Here is a 6,000-nt window from a genome sequence, read left to right as displayed (position 1 = left end):
GATTCTAAAACCCTTGACAATGAGTGCGCGGCGAGCGGTCTGTGTCAGTTGGCAGGAAGGGAGATTTCCACAGTTTTTCCACAAGGCATCAATTAGCTGTGGAAATCTTAGTGGTAACTCATAAAGTCTTTATTTAGAGTTACTTAGCTGTTCTGGTAAGCGTTGTTTAGGCGTTCAACCTAGCATATAGAAGACGCAGCGACAAGAAAAATCCACAGGTACCACCTGCATCTGAGCGCGCAGCGATGAAAGTCCGGGAGGTTTGAATGATATGACAGGACTGAGGTTATTTGTGACCTGCCTAACAATGTTCACCGTTGTGGCCGGCACCACGGTGGGTCCTATGGCACAGGATCGTTCACCCCGTAAACCACCAAAGGCGGAGAAGACAACCACCCAAGATGACGTGTTTACGCTTGACACAAACTTGGTGGTGCTTGATGTTGCTGTGTTCGACCAAGATAACCGCTTTGTTGGCAACCTGCAAAAAGAAAATTTCCGTGTTTTTGATGAGCAGGTTCAGCAAGAGATTGAGTACTTCAGCCGTGAAGAGGCTCCGGTGAGCCTGGGGTTCGTGCTCGACACCAGTGGCTCGATGCGTCCCCACCGAACAAAAGTCACTGAGGCGGTGAAGTTCCTTACTCGCGCATCTAAACCAGGGGATGAGTTCTTTCTGGTGGACTTCAAAAACAAAGCCGAACTGGCAGAGGAGTTTACACCGCGGCCGGCGGATATTGAAGACGCTGTGGACAACATTGTGTGGGGCGGTGGCACGGCGTTGCTCGATGCCATTCAACTTTCGGCGGAATATGCTGATAAGGAAGGCAAAAACCGTCGTAAGGCAATCATCGTCATCTCGGATGGTGACGAGCGTGATAGTTATTACGACCGCCGCCAGATGATCAAACTACTTCAAGAGTACCAAGTGCAGGTTTATGTCATTGGGTTTCCAGATGAAGATGACGGTGGCGGTTTGTTCAACCGATCCACTCGGAAGCGGTCTGTCAGCCTCATCAACGAAATAGCTGGTGAGACCGGTGGGCGGGCGTTTTTCCCAAAGTCAGCCGACGAGCTTCAGGACATCGTGCGGGTTATCAACGCTGACCTGCGTACCCAGTATTCGATTGGGTTCAGCCCAAGCCAAGATGGGCGCGGCACGACATTTCGGCGGGTAACAGTGCGAGCCGAAGATGGAAAGCGGAAACTCGTTGTGCGTACCCGCTCAGGCTACACGCCACGCAAGGGGGACTAATCCGAGCGTTGTGGATAAATAGCTACCGAGGCTGTGGAAAAGTTGTGGAAAAAATCAGCCAAGCTTGGACTATCTAGTTCGGCTTCTTTCGGCAAGCTCTGTTTTATTGCACTAAACACTTTCTATTCAGTTATTTAGCTAGAAATGTCAGAAGATGTTTAGCTGTGAATAAAAACAGGAAGACCTGTGGAAAAGTTGTGAAAAAAGTGACTAAGTTGGTTTCTTTTCGGAACTTGCGGGTGGTTGATCAGCTTCTTGCGCAGCCATCGGATAGGTTGCGCCGAAGACAAACCCATAGGTCATCTCAGTCAGACAGGTGATATACGGCTCCCAAGCTGACCTTGGAAGCCCATCCTCCAAAACACATTTACGGGCGACTGCCTCAACGGCATATACAATCGCTGTGGCGGTGGTTTTCGGGTCGGCCAATTGCGTGAGTCCTAGATCAACCGCCCTGCGAAGGAGCGCCGCTAAGTTTTCCACTGAATCATCCATCAATCGTCGGCACAAAGCACCAACGGCTTCATCCTTGGGCGCTAGGTCGTAGATGAGTCGCGTCAGTCCAGGGGATTCAGCCTTGTTAACAAACGTACGGTGAATACACCGCTCGATACAGCCGCGTAGATCGTTACCCGTCAAGTCATCTTCCGTAAAGTTGCTGAAGACAGCATTGAGGCGTTCCGCGATACGCTGCTCAAAGAGCAAGAGCAACACCTGCCGCTTGTCTGAAAAGTAGGCATAGAAAGACCCGATACTGACGCCAGCGACGGCGGCAATGTCATTCGATGTCGTCTTTTCAAAACCGCGCTCCTCAAAAAGTTGGGCCGCCGCTAGGATAAGCTTCTCACGAGTACGACGACTGCGTTCCTGTTTTGGAAGCACTACGGCGAGCTTCGGACCGCAGGTCAGAGCGCCTTTCACGGGTGAGTTCATGGATAGTGCTAAAGGTAATCACCAGTCAAATCCACAGTAGTCTGCCATCCTAGCAAACGCCCAGCGGATATATCCAAAACATTTTTGGACTGCCTTGCAGGAACGCCCCCGGACAAGGCTCGGAAAACTCAGTTGTAAAATATGAATCTAAGTTCATATTCTGGTCGTATGTAAGATGAACGAAAGTTCAGGTTCGTTTTGTGAAGTGTGGCTACCCATATCCCATCAATCCCTAGTCTCACGGTTTCTGGCAGAAGGAGGTTGACAGTAATGCGAACACTTGGGCTGGCTCTCGTAGCCGTCATGCTTGTCTCCGTACCCGTTTGGGCCGCCAAGCGGAAACGTGACATGGTCATTCCCCGCGACTGCATGGTGCAGGGGCAAGAAGTAAAGACCGGAAACTACACGGTTGAATATGATGACGAACAACCAGGCGAGTTGTTGATTCGGAGCGGCAGCCGAGAAATTGCCCGGACGAAATACACTATGGCTGAGTTACCGAAACCGGCAACGGCGGATACCGTCGTGTTCACAAACAAGGACGGGGTTCGCAAGATCGCCCGAATAGAGATGAAAGGCTCAAAAATGGCGCTTCAGGTTGAATAACTTCGAGGCTTGCTCCCATTGGAACGACCAGCCGCCGGCTCGCGCTGGCGGCTGGTTCTTAGTTTTGCGTTGAGCTAGGACGTTTTTTCCATACATCCAACTCAAAGCGTTGTTCCCGGTTGGCCGTTCGCCAGGCGGTGGCATAGATGAGCTTTGTGATGCGGGTCATTTTCTCGAAGTCGATCTTGTCCACGGTATCCGTTGGACGGTGATAATCAGCATGCAAACCCGTGAAGTAAAAGATGATTGGGATGCCATGCTTGGCGAAGTTCCAGTGATCGCTGCGATAAAACAGCCGTAGCGGGTGCGCCTCGTCATTGAACGTGTAGTCAAGCCGCATCTGTACGGTCTCTTCATTGGTTTGCTTGCTCAACTCGGAGAATTGACTGCTATGTTTGTCTGGGCCAATCAGAAAAACACCGTCACGGTCGGTGAGGGCGGCATTTTCACCCTGGCTATCTCCCGCCGCGCGCGAACGCCCAATCATGTCAATATTGAAGTTGGCAACAATTGATGCCAACGGCACGAGAGGTTCCTGGTCGGTAAAGTATGCCGAGCCAAGCAACCCCATTTCTTCACCCGTGTTGAACAGAATGAAGATCGAGCGTTTGGGACGTTCGCCTTCGGCAAAGACCCGCGCCAACTCGAGCACGGCGGCCGTGCCAGACCCGTCGTCGTCCGCGCCAGGGAAAATTGTTTCGCCCTGCGCGGGGAGGTGGTCATAGTGCGCGCTGAGGACGACATATTCCTGCTTCAGCTTCGGGTCGCTGCCATCGAGAATCCCAACAACGTTTTGGCTATATTCGACCCGTTCATTTTCCGTCGTGCGAATGACGCACTGCCGCTGGCTGGCAACCGATGGCAGATCGGCTCCGGTCCGGGCGGCTTCGTGAACTTGCTTGAGTGTCAAGTTGAAGCTGGCAAGAAAGGTTTCAGCTGCTGAAGGACTCAATAAAAACGTGGGGAGTGGGGGTGGGGCTGGTGCAGCCTTTGGGCGTACCCGCGGTCGTGACTGGCGGCGGGCGTAGGCGGCGGCTTGCGTCCAACCCTCGGCAAGCTTTTCGTCTGGGATGAGTAGCAAGGCGCGCGCGCCGTGTTCAAGCGCGGCTTGTTCCCGCCAATTACCCGGTGGCGTTTCACCGGCCATGGCGCTCGGTAGTCCACTGGCGAGCGCGACTACAATCCGTCCATCGGCATTCAACGTGCGGTAAGCGTCCTGTCGTGGATGGGATACGCCGTAGCCCACAAAGACAATCTCGGCCTGCGCCGACAAGTTTGGGAGCGTCGCCGTTGGATCGCGCAAAATAAAGTCTTCCCCGTGGACAAACGGCTTTGGAGCGTCGGCGAGCGTAAGCGTCGAGTCTTGACCGCCGGTGCGGGTCACAAATGGGATTTTTTGAAAAAATGACCCATCCGGTGCCGCGCCCCGATAGCCAAAGGCTTCGAGTTGAGAGGCAAGGTAACGAGCTGCAATCCGATTGCCGGGGCTGAGCGTGTAGCGCCCACCAAGTTCACTCGAAGCCAGGAAGGAAAGGTGTCGCCTGAGTTGCGTGGCGCTTACGGCGTCTAGGTTGGCCGGGAGCGGAGCTGAACCACCAAAACCCGTGACCAAAAGCAGGAGCAACGTTGCCGCCACACGGCGATATGCAAGGTTTTTGAGCAGCATAGGGCTTTCTAGCGCGCTCCAGGAGGCTGGCTGGTTGGAGCCGGCTCGGCAAGGAGTTCATCAATCAGCGCCCTGAACTCGGCTTCAGTTCGCTTTGGGTGGAAACCTGAAACCCGGTGCCGAATACGCCCGGCCCGGTCGATGAAATACGTTGTCGGTAAGCGCGAGGCGTCATACTTCGCGGCGGCGCTTGCGCCGGCATAGACTTGAAAAGGTGGATTTTCGCGCTCGACGAAGCGCTGTGCCGCGGCTGTATCTTCCGCGAAGTTGAGTGACAGCAGCTCCACTTCCCGGTCTTTGTACGCGGTATAGAGTTTTGCGAGTAATGGAAACTCAGCGCGACAGGGCGGACACCAACTTGCCCAGAAGTTGATCACCACAACTTTCCCCCGGAGTGATGAAAGGCGCACGGAAGTTTCACCGCTTAGACTTTGTGCAGTGAAGTCGGGCGCTGGCGAGGCTTTCTCACTGGCTGATTGCGCTGATTGCGGCGGCGTGGCAAAGACGAGTGGGCTGCCCAAAGCAAGCACTGAGGCCAAAAACCAACGAGTCGAGTAGTTCATACTGTGTGGGATGGAGTTCCTGCAGGCTATGATGTGCGACGCACGATGAAACGCGCGACCTCGATGAGAAGTTCCGCTCGTTGACCCAGTGGCGCAAGCAATCCAATGGCTTCCTCGACGAGGGATTCCGCTTGCTGCCGTGAGGCTTCGAGTCCATACAGGGCCGGGTAGGTTGCCTTGCCGGCTGCCGCATCCTTGCCCGGTGTTTTGCCAAGCTGTTCAGCCGTTGCTGTTTCATCGAGGATGTCATCAGCAATCTGAAACGCGAGTCCCACCCGGTCACCATAGGCTGAAAGCAGGGCAATGTCATCTTCGGCGGCATCGGCGACAATGCCGCCACAAACGAGAGCTCCCCGAATGAGCGCGCCAGTCTTGGCCCGGTGAATGAAAGCCAGTCGCTCGGCATCAATTGGTTGACCTTCGGCTTCGAGGTCAACGACTTGACCAGCAATCATGCCCTCAACCGTTCCCGAACCAATGGCCAGCTCCCGGATGACACGCACCCGCTGGTCAGCCGGGGCGTCCATCTCGGCCAGAATGCGAAAGGCGTGCGTCATCAGTCCATCACCGGCCAAGATGGCAGTCGCTTCATCAAATTGCTTGTGACAAGTCGGCATGCCACGCCGGAGATCGTCATTGTCCATTGCCGGTAAGTCGTCGTGGATGAGCGAGTAGGTATGAACCATCTCGAAGGCACACGCGACTGGGTAAAGCCGTTCAGGAGCGCCGTCAAAGACTTCGCCGGCCGCCAGCACCAAGACCGGACGCAGTCGCTTGCCACCGGCCATAAGGCTATATCGCATTGCCTCGTGAATGCGTGGCGGTGGCGTGGAAACTGGCGGTATGAGCCGGTCAAGCCAACGGTTGACTTCGGGAACCTTCTCCGCGAAGTAGGCTTCAATCATACGTCGTGCGTGCGCCCCCTACTGGTTGAAATTAGAATGCACAACGATAAGATGCGCCGCCCGGCGAAGACAACC

The 6,000-nt window shown here is 54.6% G+C and carries 6 protein-coding genes; 2 read left to right on the top strand and 4 right to left on the bottom strand.

All coding sequences use genetic code 11. The features are described 5' to 3' along the window. Window positions 1-343: 343 nt before the first annotated feature. Complete coding sequence (locus J8C06_RS11175) at window positions 344-1,252, top strand: VWA domain-containing protein (protein ID WP_211428765.1); 909 nt, start codon at window positions 344-346, stop codon at window positions 1,250-1,252. Window positions 1,253-1,462: 210 nt separating this feature from the next. On the opposite strand, the gene J8C06_RS11170 is transcribed toward J8C06_RS11175, so the two are convergent. Then, entirely contained in the window at window positions 1,463-2,185 is a 723-nt protein-coding gene (locus J8C06_RS11170) for a TetR/AcrR family transcriptional regulator (protein WP_211428764.1), read from the bottom strand. 270 nt (window positions 2,186-2,455) lie between these two features. On the opposite strand from J8C06_RS11170, the gene J8C06_RS11165 reads away from it, so the two are divergent. Then, a complete protein-coding gene (locus J8C06_RS11165; RefSeq protein ID WP_211428763.1) occupies window positions 2,456-2,791 on the top strand; it encodes a hypothetical protein in 336 nt (111 codons plus the stop codon). Between the two features lie 58 nt (window positions 2,792-2,849). Here J8C06_RS11165 and J8C06_RS11160 read toward each other — a convergent pair whose 3' ends face one another. The 3 genes from J8C06_RS11160 to J8C06_RS11150 form a co-directional block, all read right to left on the bottom strand. Beyond that, window positions 2,850-4,457, bottom strand: a complete 1,608-nt coding sequence (locus J8C06_RS11160; RefSeq protein WP_211428762.1) for a M20/M25/M40 family metallo-hydrolase — start codon at window positions 4,455-4,457, stop codon at window positions 2,850-2,852. An 8-nt stretch (window positions 4,458-4,465) separates the two neighbouring features. Continuing rightward, window positions 4,466-4,867, bottom strand: coding sequence for a TlpA family protein disulfide reductase (locus tag J8C06_RS11155; RefSeq protein ID WP_246602040.1), 402 nt, complete (start codon window positions 4,865-4,867; stop codon window positions 4,466-4,468). Between the two features lie 179 nt (window positions 4,868-5,046). Beyond that, window positions 5,047-5,925, bottom strand: coding sequence for a polyprenyl synthetase family protein (locus J8C06_RS11150; protein WP_211428760.1), 879 nt, complete (start codon window positions 5,923-5,925; stop codon window positions 5,047-5,049). Window positions 5,926-6,000 lie beyond the last annotated feature (75 nt).

The organism is Chloracidobacterium validum, assembly GCF_018304825.1.
GTDB lineage: Bacteria > Acidobacteriota > Blastocatellia > Chloracidobacteriales > Chloracidobacteriaceae > Chloracidobacterium > Chloracidobacterium validum.
This window is presented reverse-complemented; position numbering and strand designations above follow the sequence as displayed.